General features: G+C 68.8%; 24 protein-coding genes. 15 read left to right on the top strand and 9 right to left on the bottom strand.

Going from position 1 to position 20,279, the window contains the following annotated elements:
• Positions 1-180: 180 nt before the first annotated feature.
• From ACWCQM_RS17490 to ACWCQM_RS17500, 3 genes are all read right to left on the bottom strand, one after another.
• Positions 181-978, bottom strand: coding sequence for a glycosyltransferase family 2 protein (locus tag ACWCQM_RS17490; RefSeq protein ID WP_450916126.1), 798 nt, complete (start codon positions 976-978; stop codon positions 181-183).
• 42 nt (positions 979-1,020) lie between these two features.
• The gene (locus ACWCQM_RS17495) at positions 1,021-1,380 is read right to left on the bottom strand and encodes a hypothetical protein (protein ID WP_450916127.1); all 360 of its coding nucleotides are present in this window, start codon (positions 1,378-1,380) and stop codon (positions 1,021-1,023) included.
• Between the two features lie 179 nt (positions 1,381-1,559).
• The gene (locus tag ACWCQM_RS17500) at positions 1,560-1,904 is read right to left on the bottom strand and encodes an SH3 domain-containing protein (protein WP_351866868.1); all 345 of its coding nucleotides are present in this window, start codon (positions 1,902-1,904) and stop codon (positions 1,560-1,562) included.
• 387 nt (positions 1,905-2,291) lie between these two features.
• Here ACWCQM_RS17500 and ACWCQM_RS17505 point away from each other — a divergent pair, with 387 nt between their 5' ends.
• The 6 genes from ACWCQM_RS17505 (at position 2,292) to ACWCQM_RS17530 (ending at position 7,931) form a co-directional block, all read left to right on the top strand.
• Entirely contained in the window at positions 2,292-3,179 is an 888-nt protein-coding gene (locus ACWCQM_RS17505; protein WP_450916128.1) for a hypothetical protein, read from the top strand.
• A gap of 116 nt (positions 3,180-3,295) precedes the next feature.
• Positions 3,296-3,640 (top strand): SH3 domain-containing protein, encoded by a 345-nt coding sequence (locus ACWCQM_RS17510; protein WP_351866873.1) that lies wholly within the window; start codon positions 3,296-3,298, stop codon positions 3,638-3,640.
• Positions 3,641-4,171: 531 nt separating this feature from the next.
• Positions 4,172-5,431 carry an MFS transporter gene (locus tag ACWCQM_RS17515; protein ID WP_376620647.1) on the top strand — a complete coding sequence of 420 codons (1,260 nt, stop codon included), beginning with the start codon at positions 4,172-4,174 and terminating at the stop codon, positions 5,429-5,431.
• Between the two features lie 45 nt (positions 5,432-5,476).
• Positions 5,477-6,295 carry a tryptophan synthase subunit alpha gene (gene trpA, locus ACWCQM_RS17520; RefSeq protein WP_411098863.1) on the top strand — a complete coding sequence of 273 codons (819 nt, stop codon included), beginning with the start codon at positions 5,477-5,479 and terminating at the stop codon, positions 6,293-6,295.
• 57 nt (positions 6,296-6,352) lie between these two features.
• Positions 6,353-7,642 carry an MFS transporter gene (locus ACWCQM_RS17525; protein WP_450916129.1) on the top strand — a complete coding sequence of 430 codons (1,290 nt, stop codon included), beginning with the start codon at positions 6,353-6,355 and terminating at the stop codon, positions 7,640-7,642.
• A gap of 64 nt (positions 7,643-7,706) precedes the next feature.
• Positions 7,707-7,931 carry a hypothetical protein gene (locus tag ACWCQM_RS17530; RefSeq protein ID WP_450916130.1) on the top strand — a complete coding sequence of 75 codons (225 nt, stop codon included), beginning with the start codon at positions 7,707-7,709 and terminating at the stop codon, positions 7,929-7,931.
• A gap of 46 nt (positions 7,932-7,977) precedes the next feature.
• Here the strand turns inward: ACWCQM_RS17530 and ACWCQM_RS17535 are convergent, their stop codons facing one another.
• Positions 7,978-8,412 (bottom strand): hypothetical protein, encoded by a 435-nt coding sequence (locus tag ACWCQM_RS17535; RefSeq protein WP_413093176.1) that lies wholly within the window; start codon positions 8,410-8,412, stop codon positions 7,978-7,980.
• Between the two features lie 261 nt (positions 8,413-8,673).
• Here ACWCQM_RS17535 and ACWCQM_RS17540 point away from each other — a divergent pair, with 261 nt between their 5' ends.
• Complete coding sequence (locus ACWCQM_RS17540) at positions 8,674-9,114, top strand: SsgA family sporulation/cell division regulator (RefSeq protein ID WP_450916131.1); 441 nt, start codon at positions 8,674-8,676, stop codon at positions 9,112-9,114.
• Positions 9,115-9,267: 153 nt separating this feature from the next.
• Here ACWCQM_RS17540 and ACWCQM_RS17545 read toward each other — a convergent pair whose 3' ends face one another.
• The 3 genes from ACWCQM_RS17545 to ACWCQM_RS17555 are packed head-to-tail and all read right to left on the bottom strand — an operon-like array spanning position 9,268 to position 11,655.
• Positions 9,268-9,756, bottom strand: a complete 489-nt coding sequence (locus tag ACWCQM_RS17545; protein WP_450916132.1) for a gamma-glutamylcyclotransferase family protein — start codon at positions 9,754-9,756, stop codon at positions 9,268-9,270.
• Positions 9,757-9,769: 13 nt separating this feature from the next.
• Positions 9,770-10,315, bottom strand: a complete 546-nt coding sequence (locus tag ACWCQM_RS17550; protein ID WP_450916133.1) for a GNAT family N-acetyltransferase — start codon at positions 10,313-10,315, stop codon at positions 9,770-9,772.
• 23 nt (positions 10,316-10,338) lie between these two features.
• Positions 10,339-11,655 carry a hypothetical protein gene (locus ACWCQM_RS17555; protein ID WP_450916134.1) on the bottom strand — a complete coding sequence of 439 codons (1,317 nt, stop codon included), beginning with the start codon at positions 11,653-11,655 and terminating at the stop codon, positions 10,339-10,341.
• A 362-nt stretch (positions 11,656-12,017) separates the two neighbouring features.
• On the opposite strand from ACWCQM_RS17555, the gene ACWCQM_RS17560 reads away from it, so the two are divergent.
• Entirely contained in the window at positions 12,018-12,470 is a 453-nt protein-coding gene (locus ACWCQM_RS17560; protein WP_450916135.1) for a hypothetical protein, read from the top strand.
• Positions 12,471-12,532: 62 nt separating this feature from the next.
• Here ACWCQM_RS17560 and ACWCQM_RS17565 read toward each other — a convergent pair whose 3' ends face one another.
• Together ACWCQM_RS17565 and ACWCQM_RS17570 are read right to left on the bottom strand one after the other, a co-directional pair.
• Positions 12,533-13,021, bottom strand: coding sequence for a TrmO family methyltransferase domain-containing protein (locus tag ACWCQM_RS17565; protein ID WP_450916136.1), 489 nt, complete (start codon positions 13,019-13,021; stop codon positions 12,533-12,535).
• Positions 13,022-13,099: 78 nt separating this feature from the next.
• The gene (locus tag ACWCQM_RS17570) at positions 13,100-14,485 is read right to left on the bottom strand and encodes a Tat pathway signal protein (RefSeq protein ID WP_450916137.1); all 1,386 of its coding nucleotides are present in this window, start codon (positions 14,483-14,485) and stop codon (positions 13,100-13,102) included.
• A 210-nt stretch (positions 14,486-14,695) separates the two neighbouring features.
• On the opposite strand from ACWCQM_RS17570, the gene ACWCQM_RS17575 reads away from it, so the two are divergent.
• From ACWCQM_RS17575 to ACWCQM_RS17605, 7 genes are all read left to right on the top strand, one after another.
• Complete coding sequence (locus tag ACWCQM_RS17575) at positions 14,696-15,232, top strand: ATP-binding protein (RefSeq protein ID WP_450916138.1); 537 nt, start codon at positions 14,696-14,698, stop codon at positions 15,230-15,232.
• The gene (locus ACWCQM_RS17580; protein ID WP_450916139.1) at positions 15,229-15,777 is read left to right on the top strand and encodes a DUF5999 family protein; all 549 of its coding nucleotides are present in this window, start codon (positions 15,229-15,231) and stop codon (positions 15,775-15,777) included. The genes ACWCQM_RS17575 and ACWCQM_RS17580 overlap by 4 nt, the downstream gene beginning before the upstream one ends.
• A complete protein-coding gene (locus ACWCQM_RS17585) occupies positions 15,774-16,283 on the top strand; it encodes a DUF6302 family protein (RefSeq protein WP_450916140.1) in 510 nt (169 codons plus the stop codon). Before ACWCQM_RS17580 ends, ACWCQM_RS17585 begins: the two co-directional genes overlap by 4 nt.
• Before the next feature lie 816 nt (positions 16,284-17,099).
• Positions 17,100-18,020 (top strand): Scr1 family TA system antitoxin-like transcriptional regulator, encoded by a 921-nt coding sequence (locus tag ACWCQM_RS17590; protein ID WP_450916141.1) that lies wholly within the window; start codon positions 17,100-17,102, stop codon positions 18,018-18,020.
• 220 nt (positions 18,021-18,240) lie between these two features.
• Complete coding sequence (locus ACWCQM_RS17595; protein WP_450916142.1) at positions 18,241-18,978, top strand: hypothetical protein; 738 nt, start codon at positions 18,241-18,243, stop codon at positions 18,976-18,978.
• 131 nt (positions 18,979-19,109) lie between these two features.
• Complete coding sequence (locus tag ACWCQM_RS17600) at positions 19,110-20,063, top strand: SAM-dependent methyltransferase (protein WP_450916143.1); 954 nt, start codon at positions 19,110-19,112, stop codon at positions 20,061-20,063.
• 14 nt (positions 20,064-20,077) lie between these two features.
• The gene (locus tag ACWCQM_RS17605; protein ID WP_450916144.1) at positions 20,078-20,278 is read left to right on the top strand and encodes a DUF5999 family protein; all 201 of its coding nucleotides are present in this window, start codon (positions 20,078-20,080) and stop codon (positions 20,276-20,278) included.
• Position 20,279 lies beyond the last annotated feature (1 nt).

The raw sequence follows: 20,279 nt of genomic DNA on the forward strand, positions 1-20,279 counted from the left end.
GCCACGCCCAGCCGTCCCAGCGATGCCGCAGACCGAGCGGACATGATGCAGACCCACACGTCGGCCGGCTTCATGAGGCCGGAGCGATCGACCGGCAGCGCGAGGAACGTGGTGACCTAACGCTGCCAGCCCCTTGGCCTGCGGAATGATTCAGCAGGCACCGCCGCCCGGGCTTGCAGGTCAGACCAATGACCTCGCCTCGTTCAGGCCGTCTGGCGAATGCAGCGCCCGGTAGAGAGCGCGTTCGGCACGACCTTGGTTCCAGGCGTGCGTACGCGCATCGAACTCCGCCTGATCGCGGTAACTTGCGTCGGCTGTCCACTGGTCCTCATGATCGCGCCGATGGTAGACGACCGCGGGTAGCAGTTCCCCGGCACTGCGGCCCGTGACCCCCATGACGTAGGTGTAGTCCTCACCCTTGTGCAGCCCGCCATGGCCTACGGCCCGAGCGAGCTGGGTGTCGGTGAGGAGCATGCAGTGCCCCACCGGGGGCTTGCTACCAGTGGCCGTCGGCCAGTACGTCCAGACGTCTCCGGGCTCGTGCCTTCCGACCGGGGTCGGGCACATCCACGTCTCCAGACTTCCGTCGGACCGCCAGTCGGCGGACCAGCCGGCGACCCACCGGAGCCCACTTTCCATGGCGCGGTCGTACCGCACAGCGAGCGAACGCTCGGGCAGCCGATCGTCATCGTCGGCGAAGGCGACGAAGCGTGCGGACACGTAGTTCAGGGCCGTATTCCGAGCCGGCGCGGGACCCGGATCGGGCCGGGCGCAGACCCGCACTCGATGGTCCTTGGCGATCAGCTCGGGGATACGATCCGGATCCGCGTGGGGGCCATTCGGCGCGATGATCCATTCCCACGTCACCTCTTTCTGCAGGCGGAGACTCTCATAGAGCTCCTCCAGGTAGGCGAGGCGGCGGCTGCTCAGGCCGGTCGGGGTGATGACGGCGACAGCCGGTTCGTCGGTGTAGGGCATGTGCGACTCCGATGTGGTGCAGGTCGGGCGGTAAGAGAGGGGCTATGCGACGCGGCGGGCCGGCTGCTGCTGTCCGGGGCGCTTTGCCCAGCTGCCAATCAGTGCGGAAGGTCGCAGCGCGATCAGACGTACGGAGCGGGGCAACTGCTCGGCATACGCCGCCAGCGCTGATTCGTCGTCGAGCGGGTCGGGTGCGAGTCGGGCGAGGGCGACCAGCAGCTGTACCGACTCGTCCTCGTCTTGGTCCAAACCGGACCAGCGCAGGACCAGGAGGTCATCGCGTTCTGTGGCCCGCTGGGGGCGGGCCCAGGGCGCCGCCTGCTTCCATCCGCTGCTGTCCAATACGACAACGGGGAAGATCACACCGAGGCCGTAGTGGGCGGCCAGGGGTGGTCGGTTCACGGAATGTGTCTCCTTCCGAGGCTCCGCAGGGAGGGGAGGACTCAGGTGACGTTTCAGGAATCGGTGGAACTTGGCCGTGTTGGGCTGGGTGGGCCCTGACGCTCTCGCGTCAGGGCCCACCCATGGCGTGACGGCCGGAACGGCGCCTTCGGGGGCGGTTGCCGCGCCCTGTGGCGCGGTTAGTCCAGTTGCATCGGCACCGAGATGTAGTAGGCGCTGATCCATCCGGTCTTGCCCGAGTTGGCCCCGCTGCGGACCTTGATGTGGGCCCAGGTGCCGCTCTTTGCGTAGCAGGCCACTGTGATCTTGGTGTCGGTGCGCAGCAGGCCCAGGGACGTGTAGCTGGTGCTCGGGCCGTTGCGGAGGTGGACGGTGGTTGAGGTCCAGGCGGTGTAGTCGGCCACGTTCTTGGTGCACGCGGTGGAGCCGACTGCGGATGCGGGAGCGGCGAGGGCGGTGGCTCCACCGAGCATGAGGGCTGTGACCGCGGTGGCGGTCGCGGCCCGGCGGGTCAGAGGTCGCATGGATTACTTCCTTCGTTGTCGAGAGACGGCGTTCGGCTGGCGGCGCGAGGCGCCCTCGGCGGTGCGCGAGCCTCTGGAGGGCGTCGAAGAGGCACTGGTGGGACCTGTGCCGGCACTGCGAGCCCCGCTGGGTGGGTCGGAAGCTGTGAACTACTCATGTCCTGAACGTATGAAGCAGAGCGGACAGGCTCGTCTGCGGCCGGAGTGCTGTGCCGAGGCGCTGACGACGGGGGCCCAACAGGACAGTGGTCACCACCTCGGCGTGTGGTCGAGGCCGCCGGTAATGCGCTTCGAGGGAGGTGTCCGCTTCCGTTCCTACTGTGCGTCTCGTTGGAGATCGTCGATCCGCGGCGGCCTGCCAACGTGCGATGAAGGGCAGCGAGACGCATGAGTAAGAGGAGTACGACGCCGCGCCGGCGCATGATGCGGGTGGCCTCGGCCGCCGTCATGGCAGTCGGTGTGCTGGGCGTCGCCACCACCGGTGCCTCGGCCGCAGAGGTGAGCGCCACGGCGCAGGTGAAGGCCGATGAGGCCGGGGACGAAGGGGCCAAGGCCGACGCGAAGACGGTCGTGACGCCCGCGGACGACCCGACCGAGCCGGGAACCGACCCGGGCACGGACCCGGGAACCGACCCGGGCACGGACCCGGGAACCGATCCCGGCACCGATCCCGGCACCGATCCCGGCACCGATCCCGGCACCGATCCCGGCACCGATCCCGGCACCGATCCCGGCACGGACCCGGGCACCGACCCGGGCACCGATCCCGGCACGGACCCGGGTACGGACCCGGGCACCGATCCCGGTACGGACCCGGGCACCGACCCGGGTACGGACCCGAAGCCGGACCCGAAGCCGGACCCGAAGCCGGACCCGAAGCCCGACCCGAAGCCGGACCCGAAGCCGGACCCGAAGCCCGACCCGAAGCCGGACCCGAAGCCCGACCCGAAGCCCGACCCGAGCGTCGACCCCACCCCGGACCCGACCTCAAACCCTGGGGGTGGCGACGAGTCGACGCCGGGGTCCGGGGCGGGCGGGCCGGCGGGTGAGGCAGCTGGCAACGGCAAGTCCGAAGCGAGCAAGGTGTCCGACACGACGCAGAACGTGGCAGGCAGCAAGCCGAGCGGATCGCTCGCCCATACCGGAGCGGACGGCAACACCCAGCTCGGCCTGGCGGCAGGTGGGTTGCTCGCGGCCGGCGTTGCCGCCCTCGGAGTCGCCGGCATCAACAAGCGCCGCGCCGCTCGAGGCGCCGGCAAGCCCGACGCCGCGTAACGCCACGTCGTAACCGATCAGGCGGGGGTGAGAACACCCCTTACCCCCGCCTGCTCAGGCGAGTCGCATTTATGGCTTTTGTTCAGGAAGCGCCAGCGATCGAAGGAGCAGCACTCATGAAGTCCATCCGCCGTTTCACCACCGTCGCCCTGTCCGCGGCCCTCTTGGCCGGCGGGGCGGCCGCCCTGGCACCGGCAGCGTCAGCGGCCACCGCCTCCAGCTGCACCTACAACCTGGCGGACCACAACGCCCAGGTCGACGGGAACGGAATCAACTACCGATCGGGCCCGGGGACGTCGTACGCCTCCAAGGGATTCCTCTACGACGGCGACGACCTGCGCATCTACTGCGGCAAGGGTGACTGGTACTACGGCAAGTTGATCTACCGGTCCAAGAGCGGCATGGCCGCGAACACGTACGGCTGGATACGCAAGGACATGCTCCTCAGCCTCGCCGGCTAGCCGAACCTGCCAGGCGGTGCGAGCTGTCACCGCTGGGCCCTCCGTATACGCGATGCCCGCAACGCGGGCTCCCTGCGCACGTACAGGTGGTGCCCCGGCCCCAGTGCCGGGGCACCGCCCACCCCTCCAGACCGCTGATGCCCTCTGCGGCCCACTTGGTCATGCCACGAAGAGGAGACGCAGTGTCACCCGCTCAGCCAGCGCACCGGTCCCAACAGGTCCCGGGCGCACGCACCACCCTTCCCGGGCGAGCCCGTCGGCAGCCGCTGTCACCTCGACCGGTTTGGCAAGACGTCTTCCTCGAACCGCGGTACGACCCGGCGATTCAGCAGGAGATCGACGCCGACCTCGAGCTGGAACAAGAGATCGCACCTCCACGAAGACGAAGCGGTCGGGGCTGAGCATCGCGGCGCTCGAACTTGTCCGTCGGGTTCCAGAGACGGCCGACAGGTCCGGGCTCAATCCGGGCCACCCACCCCTCTCCCACCAGCACAACCGGGCGTTCGCCCCTCAAGTATCCGGAGCAGCTGCATGACCACCGCCCCCACCGTCATCACCCCGCCCGTCAGCCCAGCGATGCGAGCGGCGCGATCCGTCGTCTGGACCTTGCTTGCCTCCTCTCTGCTCATCAAGGCCGCCGGCTTCGCATGGGATTTCCTGGGCTACTACGTCGCTGACGGGCTCGGATACGGCACCACGGCCGCAGGCGCAGCACTGACCGCATTCGGACTCGGCTGGTGCGCTGGCCTCGCTTCAGCCGGGGCCCTCACAGACCGGCTGGGACAACGGGTCGGCCTCTCGCTCGTCATGGCGCTGTCCTCCCTCGCCTGCTTCGCCCTCGCGATCGCCGAGTCGTTTCCCGCCCTGCTCCTGGTCTCGTTCTTCCTCGGCATGACGATGGAGATCCACCGGCCGGCGGTCAGCGCGCAGATCAACGCCACCATCGACAGTGAAGCCGGCCGCACCCGTGCGCAGTCCTGGCTGTACTGGGCTTCCAACGTCGGCATAGCCATCTGTGCGGCAGCCGGCGGATACCTGGCCCATCACTACGGCTACAAAGCCCTTTTCGTCGTCAACGGACTTGCGTGCCTGGGATTCGCGGCCGTGGCCTACCGAGTCCTGACACCACGGACCGCGACTGACAGCGCCGACGTCCCGGCCGTCACCTACCGCCAGGTCTTCGCCGACCCCTCACTGCGCTGGATCGCCGTCGCGGCAGTCTGCGGCATGACCTGCGCCTGGGGACTGGTCTCTGTCCTGCCGCTACTCATGACCGACGACGGACTCCCGCCCACCAGCTACGGCCTGGCGATGCTCGCCAACACGATCACAGTCCTGGCGCTCACTCCACCCCTCACCCGGCTGCTCGTCGGCTCCGGGGACACCCCCAGATACCCGCTCGTCCCCATCCTCGCCTGCGGCTGCGCCATTCTCGGGCTTGGCATCAGCCTCGCCGCTTTGCAGCACACCACCCTCGGGTACGCCGCCGCGGCCGCGCTCCTGGTCCCCGGTGAGATCGCCTTCTCCGTCGCGCTCGGCGCCTACATCTCCACCCACGCCCCCCGCAACGCCACCGGCCGCTACCAGGCAGTCCTCAGCGGAGCAACCGCCGTCGCCTCTCTTCCGCCGCTCGGCATAGCCCTGGCGCTGAACACCGGTGGCCGCCCCCTGGTCGCCGCCCTCCTGGTCGGCAGCGCACTCGTCGCCGTCGCCGCGTGCCGCCCCCTGGCCAGGGCCCTCCGAGACGCGCAGCAGGAACAAACACATCCGCTTCCCACCCCCGCCCCGTAGCCCGGGCCTCCCGGCCCCGGCCGATCACTCCCCCAAGGACCTTCCGTGCACGACATCACCCCCGCTGCGGCCCGTCTCACCGCCAGGCTGGCCCAGCCCGTACCCGTATTCGGTGCCTACCTGCCGGCCGGATTTCCGGCCCCCGGCCTGGACATCGAGACCCTGCAGATGCTCGCCGTAGCCGGAGCGGACGTTCTCGAAATCGGCCTGCCCCACCCGCATGCCCCCCTCGACGGACCGGCCATCACCGCGGCGAACCAGCGCTCCCTCGAACACGGGACACAGATCCAGGACGTCTTCACCACGGTCCGGCGCACAGCCGAAACCACCCAAGCCTCCGTGCTGGTGATGACGTACTGGGAGCCCGTGCGCGCGCACAATCCGCGTCGATTCGCGTGTGAACTCGCCGACGCCGGCGCCGCAGGAGCGTTGATCCCGGACCTCCCCGCGGCCGCAGCTGCCGAGTGGGCCGTAGCCGCCCGGGCGGCAGGACTCCACAACCTCCAGTTCGCCCCCCGACAGGCCACCGACACCGAACTCGGCCAGGTCACCGCACCTGCGAGCGGCTGGCTGTACGCCCCAGCCGTTACGGGCCGCACCGGTTACCAGGGACACCTCGACATAGCCGCCCTGAAGGCCTTCACCCGCAGGCTGAAGCGACTGTCCGACGTCCCCATCGTCACCGGGGTCGGCATCTCCACCCCCGAGCTTGCCGAGCAGGTCGCCCCTCACGTCGCCGGCGTCGTAGTCGGATCCCCCATCGTCCGCTGTCTCCTTCGGCGCCCCGACAGCACCGGCGCAGCAGCTGCCGCCGATACCGCCGCCCTGTTCGCGGACTCCATCCGCACCCCCGCGCTGACCTGACCGAGCAGGCCTCGGCGCGACCACCCCCGCACAAGGAACCTGACCCCTGGAGCAGCCGTGCCTTCTGCCGTCGTTTCGCCGCAGGCCACCACCACAACACCAGCCGAGAACCGCCGATGGCCCCCGATCATCTGGGCAGCCCTGATCGGAACCTTCGCCATCCGTGCCCTCGGCTTCGCCTACCCCTTCCTGCCGTACCACGCCGACAGCCTCGGCTTCTCCGCACAGACGACCGGCTGGGTCGTGGCAAGTTTCGGCGCAGGCTGGCTCATAGGACAGGTGGGCGGCGGCTGGCTGTCCGACCGCATCGGACCGCGCGCAACACTTGCCTGCGCCATGGCCACAGCCGCGGTCATCCTGCCGATCCTGGCGGAAGTGCGCTCCTCAACGGGGATCATCACCGCCGCCCTACTCACCGGCGTGGTCTACGACGCCGCCCGGCCGGTGATCACCACACTCATCGACGACACCTTCCCCACCAAGGCGCAGCAGGTACTGGTGAATGGCTGGCGACACTTCGCCGTCAACATCGGTGCCGCCCTCACCGGATCACTGGGCGGCTATCTTGCCGCCACAGCAGGACTTCCGACACTGTTCTGGGTCAACGCGCTCGCCTGCGCGATGTTCGGAGTGGCCGCCGTACTCCTGCTCCCTCCTTACGCCCGCCGCACCGGCCCCGAGGCAACCAAGACGGGGTACACCCACGCGGTACGCGACGCCCGTCTGTGGCTGCTCTCCCTCGCCAGCCTCTGCGCACTCATCTGCGCCGGCAGCGTCTTCACGGCCCTTCCGATGATGATGAGCTACGACAACTTGGACGCCACCGCATACGGCTGGACGCAGGTAGCGAACGCGGCCGCCGTACTGATCCTGTCCCCGTTCATGACCCCATGGCTCAGCAGACGCGCGGCGCACGGAGGGCCCATGACCGGTCTGCTGGCAACCAGCGCCCTCCTCCTGGGCGCCGGCATGGGCCTGGCCGGTCTGGCGGATTCCACCGCCGGCTATTGCCTTGCCGCAGCCGCCGCCGTCCCAGGCGAGATCATCCTGTTCATCGCAGCCGGCGACCTCGTCTCCCGCCTTGCCCCGCCTGGAGCACACGGACGGTACGCCGGCCTGTGGGGCAGCAACCTCGCCTTGGCGGTCATCGCCGCGCCTCTCCTTGCCGCCTGGTCCCTCAGCCACGGCGGAGGAGTGACTGCGACGTGGACCATCTGCGGCGCCGGGGCACTCGGGGCTGTCCTGTGCTGGCCGCTGCACTCCAGCATTCGCACGGCCGACCCACTGATTACCCCGGGACCCCGCTCGACGAACGATGAAGCAGAGCACTCCGCGGGAACAGCATGACTGTCGGTACCGCCAGGTACGTTGCCCATCACCACCTTTCCCGACTAGCACCTCAGGACAACCATTGAGTGACCCCACCGTCTTCGCCTGGTGCTTCTCCCACGGTCGACTCCACCACTTCGTCGGTGCGCCGTGGTGCACCGCCACCTGGGCTCTCCTTCCAGGCGCAACAGAAGAAGAGGCACTGACCGCCAAGGCACAGCAGTACGGCGAGGCGACGTTTCTCGACCAGCTGCCCGATGAACAGCAACTCGCTCTCATTCGAGGAAGCAGCGACCGCACTGCCTGACAGCACACCCGCGGGCTGGAGAGGACGGCGCCTCGTCACGTTGGGCTCAAAACGTCACCAGCAGCCCGAGCACCATGACCGCCACGATGACGCCGACGACGATGATGCGCGTACCTGAATCGGCCGACCGCCACCAGCGGTCCGCGGTCGGCCAGCCCGAGGCGTGCACTGCCTTGGAACCGATCCGCCTGGTTAGAGGCTTCCGCGCAGCATCATCGGGCTCCAGGTAGTCAAGATCACCGTCGTCGCTCTCCTGGATCTGCGCGGCAAGCGCACCGAGGAGCTCGTCCAGTCGTTCCGGGCCCAGCTCAAGATGCAACTCGGCCCTGTCGTTCCCCAGAACCAGCATGGGGAAGGGATGGCTCTCGTCCACACTGGTCACCACACTCCAGTCGGCGTAGTCAGCGTGCACCTGATCTTCGATCTCTGCAGGCATGGCCTCCGCGGTCTCGGCCGGCGAAGGGATGTAGTCGGCGGGCAAAGTCGTGACCTCCTTGCGGGCCACCGCGGTGGTGGCCCCGCCGCATGCTCACCGGTCAACCGGACACGGCCTGTCGGCGGTGGTGATCACAGACAGGAGCTCCGGGTGGTTGTCCGCTCCACCCCGTAGGTTGCGTGCTCAGTCCCCGAAGAGACCAACGCCGACACCTGCTCACGGATGGCAAGAGATTCGCGACGGGACCACGCCTCAACGGCCTCAGCTAGACACTCCTGCCATTCACTACCGAGGAGATCAGTTTCGATGAGCACTGATGTGCAGGAGCCGGTCAGCACCGCCTTCGCGATGCGGCTCCACATGCCGCAGCCGCACCCCTGCTTCGTCATCACAGCGTTTCTGCACTACGCGCTGGAAGACCCGTACGCCGTACGGATCGTCTTCCGCATGAGCATGGGAGACGAGCCTGTCGTCTGGCATGTGAACCGCGACCTGATCCGAGACAGCCTGGTCCGGCTGACGGGGGAAGGGGATGTACAGATCGGTCCTGATCCGCGCAACGCAGACGACGTCGTCTTCCGTCTCCGTGTGGACGGCGCGAGCGCGATCCTGACGGCCCCTCGGCCGCCGATCGAAGACTTCCTCCGCCGTACGACCGAAGCGGTTCCGTACGGCCGGGAGAGCTCAGTGCCCAGCGTGCGAGCGGCGCTGGACGCCGAACTGAACCGCATCCTCACCACCTCGTAGCCCTGCAACAGATTCCGCTGCCTCATGCCGACACTTCCAGCTCGGACGCCATGCCCTTGACCGATGTCAGGGGCATGGCGCTTCCGCACCGACTGGTAGTGCCGACAGCCGTCTGTCGCCGGGTTCCGCCGCTCCTCCGTGCACCGTCGCGGTCTACTCGCCCTTCGGCCGCCCAGCGGCCAGCCCAGGGGCAAGCCGCGCGCAGCGGGCTGCGTACGCAACGAGATGCTGGGCCTCGAATGCCGCGGCATCCCAGTCATCCCCCCGTACACCGCCTGTGGGCCATACGTACGCCCAACCCCGCCCACCGTTGGCCAGCGACAGCTCTCGCAGCTCGTATCGGGCGTCCTCGAACGCGTCGAGGATGCGCCACTCCTTGTCGCTCAGGTCGGTCAAAAGCACCCCGGAGGCGAGGTTGGCGGGCGGTCCGACGACAAGGCCCGGGTAGACGCGGCCTTCGAGTGCGGCCGCGCGGTAGCCCGGCACGGACGCCGGAGTTTTCTGCGGAACTCGACCCAGTAGGGCCCGGAGGACGGCATCGAACTGGAGCGTTCCGTAGCAGAACAGCGCGTCGGGGCGTTGCGAGAGTCGGTTCCGGCGCTGAGTGCTTTCAGGAACCGAGGTGGCTATGGCTTGCGTCATGTGCTTTCCGGTCTCAGTGGGAAGTCAGGTACATCGCGTCGTAGACGGGTGATTCGGGGGCGTGCTTGATCTGGCCGAGGACCGTGTACCCCCACCGGAGATAGGCATCGTGGGCTGGCTGGTTATCCACGATGCAGGTCAGGGCTGTGACGGTCTCCTCCCGGCCGGAGATGACGGTGTCGTGGATCTGGCGTCCGAGACCGCGGTTTTGCTGAGCAGGCAGCACCATGAGCTCCCGCAGCCAGAAGATGCCGCCCGAGTCGGCGAGTTGCTGCAACGGGGTCGGTCGCCGGGTTCCGAGGGACGTCCACCAGGGCTTGTCGGGGGGCAGGGTGGCGCCGTGGACGTATCCGACGATCCGACCGTCCAGCCGGGCTGTCACCGTCTCGAAGCCTTCGGTGTCGAATGCGGCCTCGAGTCGATTCCGGAACGAGTCGACGGAGAAGAAGGGGTCGCCGATGTAGGGCGGCGTGTCGTACACCGTGGCGTAGACGTCGACCAGCTCGGTGAGTATCGCCTTCGCTGACTGCTCATCGTGCCGCTGGAACTCCGGGTCCACCGTCTGCACTCTCCTTTGCTTGCTCACGCGACGTGAGTTCGGATCTGTTCGAGTAGGTCCCCCACGCCGCGGGCGCGTTGATGGGGGATCAGGCCGTCATGGATGATCGCCAGCTGCGCGGTTGTCCGTGTCGACGACATCCCGCTTTCGACGAGCTGGAGTGCCTGCGTCGCGGCGGCCAGGCCGTGGTCGATGTCGCCGTTCTGCACGGCCGCGACTGAGAGCCGGCCGAGGCACATTCCGCGGTTTCTGGAGTGGGCGACGTCCTGAAGCGCCTCAGACCGTGCGAGAAGCTCTTGGGCCCGGCCCATTTGGCCGAGATCGAGCCGGCACATGCCCTCCAAGCACGTCAGTTCGGCGAGGTTGAGGAAGTGTGCCCAGTCCGGATCCAGCTTGTGATCTCCGCGCTCCCATTCCTGCCAGGCACGCTTGATGGCGGCCTCGGAGTTGAAGGCGTCCCCGATGCGTGCGTGCCCCTGTGCCTCTCGGATGGCCAGCAGTGCGGTGACGCGGCTGGGTGCGTTCCAGAGTTCGGCGTGCCGCTGTCCGAGCTTGGCGAAGCGGACGGCTTCGCGCCCCTTGTTCAGGTCGACGGCTTGGCGGGCCATGTTGCTGAGGGTGCGGCTGGCCAGGACGTCGTCGCTGGTGTAGTTAGCCGCGTTGAGTGCCTCCGAGAAGTACTGGCGGGCCTGGGTCTGCAGTCCTGCGTCGTAGCAGAACCATCCGAGCGACGTCGTCAGTTTCCCCGCGAGCGCGTGCAGCCGCTGTCCCAGTGCCTCGTCGTAGATCCCTCGGTCGATCATGTGGTGGGTCCAGAGCAGATGGGCCCGGGTCGGTCGCCACAGCCGATTCGCACCGAACTGTTGGTCGATCGCGTAGTTGTCGTCGGCGGCGCCCGACAGTAGCTCGACTTCCTCTGGCGAGATTCGCCACTCACCGCTGCGGTTAGTACCAGTAGTTGTCTCGGCCAGCCATGGGGGCGGCGCCTCGTCGGTAAGAGGACTGGAGCTGGAGGCGACCAGGAAGGGAGCGGGTGATGCCTGGCTCACCAAGGGCACCGGGGTGAGAACCACAGGACACGCGTCCTCATCCGGCGGGGGCCGGAATCCCAGTTCTTCGACAGGGCACTTCCAGTAGGCGGCCAGTACCGCCCGGCTGTCAGGATGCGGCCAGGGAGGAGGGTCGGAGTTCTCCCACTTGGAGTATTGGCGGACCGTGAAGGTGGGCGTCTTACTCAAGCGTCCTTCCGCACGAAGGCGTCGGGCAAGGGCTGAGAGTTCCCGTACGACCTCCTCCTGTGTGCGGTTCGCGCGGGTGCGTAACCGCTTGAGTTCACGCATGGCCACCTCCTCACCGTCTGGATGGCCTCACGGTAGCGACTTTGGTGGCCTCGCGTGAGGGTTCGTCACCTGAAGCCCCAGGTCAGAGGGAAAGGGCAGGCGAAAGGGCGGCCAAAGGGCGTGTAGAAGGCGGCCAGAGTTCCGGGGAAAAGACCTGTTCACCGCTCCAGCCCTTCGCTGCACTAGGTCACGTCTCAGACACCCTGTGTTTCATCGTGATGATGGGAGGGCCTATGGAGGTCGGTGAGATCGCCGAGAGCAACGCTCTGTCCATGTGGTTCTCCGTAGCTACGCGGTGCCCGGACACGGCTGCCAGCCAGTGGCGGGAGAATCCTCATCGTCCGCGACGGCTCAGGTGCGGCGTGACCTTCGACGTCGTTCTGGCAGATCGGCAGCTGATCGAAGCTGCCTACCGGCTCCTTATTCAGTACGAGCAGCCCCTCGGGCCCGCTGTGAGGTTCACCAGCCTCCGCTCCGCCGCCGTGCTGGTGCCGAGCGGCACTGTCGAGAGCTGGAGCAGTCTGGTGGCCGCCTCCCAGTGGCCGAGCGGGCTCCCCCGACCGACCTGCCTCGGCAAAGGCCACGCCATCCTCGTACCCGCGCCCACCCCCCGATCGGCGACCGGAGTCGCACAGTGGCTCGTCCCGCCCGACGACGACCAGGCGATCGGCGGGGCGCCGCTGCTGACGAGCCCTGCGCCACTCGCCCGATGCCTCGCCGAGGCCCTGAGCCTCCACGCACCCGCGGAGCGAGCGCCACTGCGCCGTGCCGTGGCAGTGGTCAGGTCCGCTCTGCCTTCCCCCAGGAGATCGTGATGGCCATGACACGCGCGTTGCCCGCAACGGCAGCGGGTCGAGTTCCTGGGGTGCGCAACGGATCAGGGGCGTTCGCCGGCCTTCTTCCAGTAGTTCTGCAGCATGTCGGCGGGCCAGGGCGGCTGGTGCATCGTTCCGCGGGGCAGCATCTCCTGGAAGACCGGTGCCAGGTCGACGATGGGAGTTCCGGCGTCCGCGTCCAGGTCCGTGACGTGCAGGTCCCGTCCTTCCACTCCCAGCAGGCGCGGGTAGGAGATTCCGATCCGAGCCGGCCGCCTGTGGTTGCGGTGAACGAGGCCGCCGGTGGCCGGCCAGTCCGGATTGCCTCGGGGACTCCGGGGCTCGAGCTCGATGTCGCTGTCCGATCCCAGACTGAAGTGCCAGACCACTTCCAGGTGGCTGAACTCCTCGATGCCCTGGAGGGCACTTTCGGGGATGCTCGGGACGAGACGGATGATCGACTCGACTCCGCCTTTGTAGTCGTCAAGGCGATCGGTCTGGCCCCCTACGACCGTGGCGATCACCGGCACCTGGATGAACTGGTCGAACACGCTTCCGCTCCCCTCCTGGACCTTCTCCTTGGGCGCCGACGCACGCGCGTTCCGCTCCGGGCTTCCTTACCGTACGGGCTACCGGTCTGCGAGGACGGCACGGGCTCGTGTGTCGAGGTCGGCGGCCGGGCCTCCGCCTCGGCGGAGAACGGGGCTCAGCGCGCGGCGCATCTGCACCACGGTCTGTCGGGCTCGCCCGGACTGGACGCCGGTCATCGTGTCGAGTGCCTGATGCCACGTGGCGCAGGCCGCCTCGAGTTGCCCCTGCTGGACCTGTACCTCACCGAGGTACCCGAGGGTGACGGAGTGGGTCCGCTTGAACGGCGTTTGGCGGGTGCGGACACTCCGCTTGAACTGCTGCTCAGCACCCTTCAGATCGCCCATGTCCCGCAACGCGGCGGCGGTCTCATGTGCGAGGCTCGCCTCGCCGAAGAACCACACCCGAGCGGGCTCGTCGCCGTCCTGGGGGGCGCGCGAGAGATCGGACTCTGCACGGTTGAGCGCCTCCGCGGCCTGCTTCTTGTAGCCAGCGGCGGCCAGTCCGCGGGCATGGACGACGCCGAGGAGGGCCTTCTCCCTCCAGCAGGCATCGGCGTAGCGCCGGCTGGAGAGAGATCCCTCGGCCAGGCGTACGGCTTCCTGAGGCTGATGCAGGTCCACGGCCTGGTGGGCCATCGCCCGCAACACGTGCCCGGCGAGCGGAGCGTCGCCGGCCTCCTCGGCCAACTGGGTCGCGAGAGTCAGCCACCGCAGCGCAATCGGGTGTTCCCCGGCGTCGAAACTCGTCCAGCCCGCGAGGTAGGCGAGCTCGGCAACGGCCGACGTCATATCCCGGCGCAGACCATCGGAGGAGAAGCGTCCCCCAAGGAGTTCGGTGACGTCGGTGCGCAGGTAGGCCACCAGGGCGGCGCGCCCCACCCCCCGGCCGCCGCGCTGCTGGTCCCGCCGGGACAGGAAGGCCGTCATCTCGCGCACGCTGGTGACGTCCTCGGCCGTCACCGTGTGCTTCGACAGGGGCTTGCGGGTGCGGGCTCGGTCAGCAGATTCCTGCCACCAGCCTTCGGTGGGCAGGGCCAGGCCGGCGACCGAGTAGGCCGACTGTGCCAGTACCTGGCGCCGTGCAATGTCCATGTCCGTGCTCCCGAGGGTCGCCAGCGTCGCGAGGGTGTCGACGCTCCACGTCGGCGTCTGTGGGTCGGCGGCATCGTCCGTTGCCAGCCCGATGTCGGTCAGCGTGATGGTGCGGCCGAGGCCACGGGAGAGCGTCTCGGCCAAGATATGTGCTGCACGGCCTTCGGGTGTGGCGCCACCGATCCAGCGGGCGATGCGGGAGTGGTCATAGCGCAGGAGCTCGGTCGCGCCGTTCTCTGCGGCGACAGCCCGGAAGCGAGCGGCCAGTTGCCGCTGCGACAGGCCCCATTCCTGGACGACGGCTTCCAGTCGAGTGTTGCGTGTGCGCCCCATACGTGTGCGCCCCTGTCCCCGAAACGATCTTGCACCACGTGCACCACATCGGCGCGCTGGCCGGGATTCCCGTCAGCCCTCGCACGCGGTTGTCTCATGAAGACGATATTCCTCCAACCTCCAGGCGGTGTAACGGAATCGGCCGCGTCAGGCCCGCGAACTCGGATCGTGACCGGAATTGGCTCCCTCGGGGGCCGGGAAGGGCAGCTGATGAACCTGCAGTACCCGATGGCCGGCCTCCGGGGGGCGCGCACCGTTTCGCTGGTGCGCGGCGGTCGAAGAGCGATCGCCGCTCTGTCCGAAGACGGCGGGGCTCCGGTCTGTCGTGCGCGTGATTTCCAGATGGCGGCAGAAGTTCCTGCCCAGGCGGAGGCTGTCGCCGACGCGCGCCGTCAGCTCAGCCTTCTGCTGCAGAGGTCCGGGCTCTCCGACTGCATTGACACGGTGGCGCTCGTGGCCCAGGAGCTGATGGTGAACGCCATGGTGCACGGGTGCGGAAACCGGGCGGGGCTGCAGTTCTCGGTGCGAGCCATGCACGAGCACGGGCGTCTTCGGGTGGAGGTGGAGGACCCGTCGATCGAGCAGCCTCATCCGCGGCCACCGGCCGCGGACGAGGAAGGCGGCCGAGGTCTGCATCTGGTCGATGCTCTGGTCACGCGCTGGGGAACCGACGGCTCCGTGGCGGGCAAGACCGGCAAGACCGTGTGGTTCGAGCTGGATCTGCCTGGAGAGGAGGCCGCATCGTGAGTCTTGTCCGTCTTCGTTCCGTCTTGCGTCCGGCGTCCGCCTCCGTGGCTTCCCGGTCCGTCGTCTCGGCCGCGCGGGAAACCGTGGCGATGGTGCTGGCGGACGGCGCCCCGATTCCCGAGACCGACCAGGACATCCACGACCTGATGCTCCGGCTTCGCGGTCACCTCATGCAGTTGGGGGCGCTGGCACCCGACCGGTCACGTGCCGTGGCCGAGGCAATGGCCGTGGCCCGGGAGCGCGAGGCCGAAGTACCGGAGGACTGCGCCCGGGCCCTGATGCCTCTTGCGAAGTTCGCGGCGGCAGTGCGCGCGGTGCTCTGGGCGCTTCGAGCCGAAGGAGCGCTGTGCGAGCACCCGTCCCCGTGTCCGCCAGCCAGTGCTACCGACCGTTTGTCAGCCAGAGTCCACATCGGGTACCCCGAGACCGGCTGGAGCGTGCTGTGCAACGGGGTGATCCTTTTCGAGGACACCGGGTACCTCCTGCCGTCGGGCGACGTCGTCGGCCCGCGCAGGGCACTGCCCAGTGAGGCGGTGGAGGCATGACCACCTCACCCGCAGGCATTGTGCCGCCGCTGGGAGTACGGCTCCTTCCCCCGACAGCCGCGTGCGACTACGAGTCCTGGGCGGCAAGGCTCGTCACCCTTGACCTCCTGCGTGACGCGGTCGCGGTGGCGCTGCACCGCCTTCCGCTGCTGGCCGTCCCTGTCGGCGCGGACCGCCGTGGCGGCTCCATGGACATGCTCGACCCGGTCTTCGCACAGGCGCTCGCGGACGCTTTGCGGGGACGTCACGGATTCGACCGGCTCACCGTCTCGGGCCAGCTCGTGCGATGGGGCGATCCGATGCCGGACTGCCTCGCCCCGGACGCTCGCCGCCGGTTCCAGGGCCTTCGCGAGGAGCCCAGACACCGGGTCATCACACTGCCCCCCGGGCCAGGGGGGCGCGACTTGGATACGAGGAGCTGGCCCCCCGTACCCGAGTCGTCGCACGGACGGCAGCCCACTCCTCCCCGGGGTGTTGTCCGAGCCGGCGCCGCGCACGCCCCCTGACAGCCGCGGCGCCCCTCCCGTTCTGGTGCCGCGCCGGCCACCCCCGCTACGGCGCGGCACCAGAACACCTCTCACTCGCTGGAGACACCTTCCATGACCTTACGTAGTGACCATCCGTGGCGTATCACTCTCGGTGCGCAACCTCCCGCACCTCTTCCGTCGGACCTAGGCTCGGTAGAGGTCGGTATGGCGCTCGGCCTGCCCGCGATCGACACGATGGTCGCGGACGGTGCGGAGGTCGGCCCGGTGAAGTACTGCCTCACCCATCACAGGCTCCTCGTGCCCGTGGAGGCTGGAGCGGTCCACCGGTGGAAGGCTGCGCATTCCGACTGTGTCCCCGCCGCCGGGGCTTGGCGGTGCGACACGGGCGGCTACCTCGGCTGTACGGGCCTGTGGGTGACTGGCCTCGACGCCAGTTGGAACCGGGTCACCTCGGCCGACGTGCTGCACGAGGCACTCAGCCTCACACGCGCCCGCCTGCGTGCGCCCCACCCGCGTCACCGGGAGAGGTGTCGTGCATAGGCCTTCGCGAGTGAGCAGACGCTGGTGGGCTTGGCGTCCCAGCCGCGGTCACCTCCGGGTCCTCACCTTCGCCCTTGCGATGATCACCATCATCTGTGCCGGATCCGTGCCGAGGCAGTGGTGACCGCCGCCGGATGGGTCATCACCGCTCTGCTCCTGTCGGCCATGGCCGGACTGGTGATCTTCGGCCCCAGAAGAACGGCTCGGCGCACGCAGACGGGGAGCACCTCCGAGCCGGCCGCGTCAGACGATCTGCCCTGACTTGCCCAAGTGACACACTCAAGGACCTCTTTCATGCTTCATGTCGTTCCGTCGTCACCCATTGAGGTGCCGCAGGCGCCCGCCCGGATCATGACAGGTCTCTACCTGCGGTGCCTGCGCGAGGCGACGGGCACCAAGCTGGAGGACGCGGCCTACACCGTCAGGATGTCAGCGTCGGCCGTCAGCCGATGGGAGCTGGCCCAGTCCCCCATCAGGGCGGACGCGCTGCGCACGCTGCTGCTGCGCTACGGCGTGGCGGGCGATCACACGAACTTCCTGGTGGGGACGTTGCCGCCGCAGGACTACGCCCGCAGCAGGGCTGTAGAGCAGGGGCAAGCCCGGCGTGCCCCGCACGACTACTGGGCAGACGTGGCCGGCGACGAGGCCACGGCCCGCTACATCGCCGTGATGCGGACGGCGAGCGAGCTGATCCAGTTCTGCATGGTGGTTCCGGCCGGCCTGCGCACCCAGGCGTACGAGCGGGCGGTCCTGGACCCCCAGGTGTGCGCCATCCCCGATGAGCCCGTCCTCGGGCTTCCGTCATGGGTACACCGCGTTCGGCGGGCCGGTGAGCAGCGGCGGATCGTGCTGCTGGACGAAACCGTGCTCACCAGGGGAAGCAGTCAGTCAGAGGTGGTGGCCGGCCAACTACGGCACCTGGCCGACCTCGTGAGCCGGGAACGGCCCGATGGCCGGGGCCTGAGTGTCCGCATCCTGGCGATGAGCCCGGTCCGGTTCATCCACACGGTCGGCCCCGTCGCCGAGGTGAGCCTCCATGGGCATCGCATGGTGGCGAGTGTCGGTCTTTTCCCCAGCTACGAGACCGGTTCGCGCGCGGCGCAGATCATCAGCGCCGGTCTGCGGGAGGCCGTGGACGCCGCATGCAGCCGCGAGGAGACCCACGACCGGCTCGTGCGTGCGGGTGACGCCATGCAGCGGAGGGCCGCCCCGTGATCCTCGCCCGCCTACTCGCCGTCACACCGCCTGAGGCGCCCATGGCCCGGCTGCTCGTCCTTGATGAGGAGGCCTTCGCACGGTGCGTCCTTCCCTCGCGTCACACCGAGAGTGAGGCCACTGAGATCCGGCGCTGCGGGCGCACACTGCCCCGGCGCGGAGGTACGGACATGGCCCCCCGCGTCTATGCCTTCCTTGCCTCGCTCGGAGGCCGCACGCCATGACCGCGATACCGCTGAGCGCCGAAGCCTCCCGCTGCCCGGTGCCCCGATCTCGGCCGGAGCCCGCGATCGTGATGCGGTCCGGCCAGCGGATCCACGTCCCCAAGCTCCGTATGAGCCGGAACGGTCTCACCTACGAGGGTGCCGGGCCTGCAGACCGCGACCCTGAAGGGTTTCTGTGGCCGCGGGTCATCGGACCGGAGACCGGCCGCTACCTCTACGCGGACGTCAACCCGGTCAAGCAGCGTCTTGCGATGCAGAGTCCGGACCGGCTGCTGTGCCAGGTCGGGATGGGTCCGGCCACCAGAACCGCGGCCGGCGTGCTGTGGCTTGTGCCCAAGGCCACCGGCACACCCCAGGATCCGGTCCACCTGCGGTGGCCGGAGATCAGAACGACCGAGCCCCCGGTGTGCGTCTTCCACGCGCCGTACGCCGCTCGCGACTGCAAGCGGATGCGGCGTTTCGGGTACGGCGCCTTCTTTGTCCGCGAGGCGGAGCTCGTCGCTGTCGAGGGCACCGTCTACCGCCCCTCTTCCGCCGGTGGCATCGATGTCTTCAAGGGAGCGGTGTGCGAGCTGGACCCGCCCGACGCGCAGGAGCGGTTCGAGCGCATCATCGATCCGCGCTTCATGCTGGCCCGTCACCTGGTGCGGCACCTTCGTGGCATGACCGCGGTCGACCTGTCCGACCCGGGCCTCTACCGCGACGCCGCCCCCTGCAACCAGGAAGAGGGCTGAGCTGCATGCTGGTGCGCCTTCGTTCGAACCTCCGCACGAGAGCCACAGGGCGCGCGGCCGGTTCCACGGCTACAGCGATGCCGCGACCGATGACTTCCTCTTCCGGTTCCCGTACGTACAGGAGATGCCCGATGCCCCCGCATGATCCCGACCACGAGGCCGGTCCCCCTCATCTGAGGCTGTGCCGTCCGCTGCCCGAGGGCTCCGCTGGCCCGTACGGCAGTGACGACGACTGGCGTCGGCGTCCCGCCATCGCCCGGGTCACCGACCACCTCATGGGCGGGACCGACAACTACGAGGTCGACCGGGAGTTCGCTTTGCGGCTCCTGGCCGTCGCCCCGCCACTGCGGGCCATGGTGCAGATCAGCGGTGAGTTCAGGCCCCGAGCCGTAACCGTGCTCGCGCGCGAGCTGCGGATCGGGCAGTTCATCGAGCTGGGATGCGGTTTGCCCTCGTACGGCCTGCCGTCCACGCCACAGTCCCTGGAGAGCAGATTCCCCTGGCCAGCCCACACCTACGACGTCGCGCGGGCGTTCCACGACAAGCCCCGGGTCGTCTACGTGGACAACGACCCCCGCGTAGCGGGTCACGCCAACGTCAGCCTGGCCGAAGAGCCCGGCACGCGGCACCTGCACGCCGACGCCCGGGACGTGACCGACGTGCTCACGTCGGACGCCTGCCGGGTCCTCGACTTCGACCGGCCTGTCGCTGCCCTCGCGCACGACCTGCTGCCGTGGATGGACGACGCCGACGCTGCCGAGATGATGCAGGCGCTGCGCGAGCAGCTGCCGGCCGGCAGCGCCATCTCGGTGACCCACGCGACCACCGATGTGGCGCCCGGGATGATGGCGGCGCTCGTCGGCCACTACGCGGACGCGGGCATCCTCTACCGGCCGAGGACGCTGCGGCAGGTCCAGTCGCTGCTCGGAGCGTGGACCGTCCTCTCCCCCGGCATCCTGCCGACCGCTCTGTGGCGCCGGGACCAGAAACTTCCGCCCGGCATCGGCCCCGCGGCGGAGAAGAGCCACCGCTTGCCCCCGGGTGACTACTCCCACGCCTACGCCGCCCTCATCACCACCCCGTAACCCAAGGAATCAGCATGTGTAACCACGAGCCGCGCTGCCCCGGCGCCGAAGCCGCCGACCGTGAGGCCGCACGCCTGACCGCGCACCACCCCGAGCAGGGCTGGAGCCTGCTGTGCAACGGAGTCCTGCTCTTCGAGGACACCGGCGAGATCCTCCCCGACGGGCAGGTCGTCGCCCCGCACCGCGCCATGCCCGTCAAGGCGGTGGCCGCGTGAG

It is taken from the genome of Streptomyces sp. NPDC002125 (assembly GCF_053593715.1).